Source organism: Paraburkholderia sp. SIMBA_027, from assembly GCF_046535315.1.
GTDB classification, from domain to species: domain Bacteria; phylum Pseudomonadota; class Gammaproteobacteria; order Burkholderiales; family Burkholderiaceae; genus Paraburkholderia; species Paraburkholderia tropica.
The window spans coordinates 1-253 of the sequence record NZ_JAWRWY010001140.1; the positions used below are offsets into that span (position 1 = coordinate 1).

The 253-nt window shown below is 60.1% G+C and carries 1 pseudogene; it reads left to right on the forward strand.

Features of this window, described 5'->3' with window-relative positions:
- A pseudogene (locus SB764_RS42700) lies at positions 1-253 on the forward strand (ABC transporter permease); the annotation flags it as partial.

Sequence of the window (253 nt, forward strand, 5' to 3'; positions counted from 1 at the left end):
TGTGGAAAGCCGAATTGCCGCCGGTGTGGCAGGAGGGTGGGGAATGGCCCTATCTGCTCGGCACGGATACGCAGGGGCGCGACATGCTCTCCGCCATCCTTTACGGCACGCGCATATCCATCGTCATCGGTGTCGCCTCCGTGGCTCTCTCTCTGGTCATCGGCATGACCGCCGGTCTGGTTGCCGGATATTTCGGCGGTTTTTCCGATAATCTCCTGATGCGTATCGGCGATATCACGCTTTCCATCCCGAC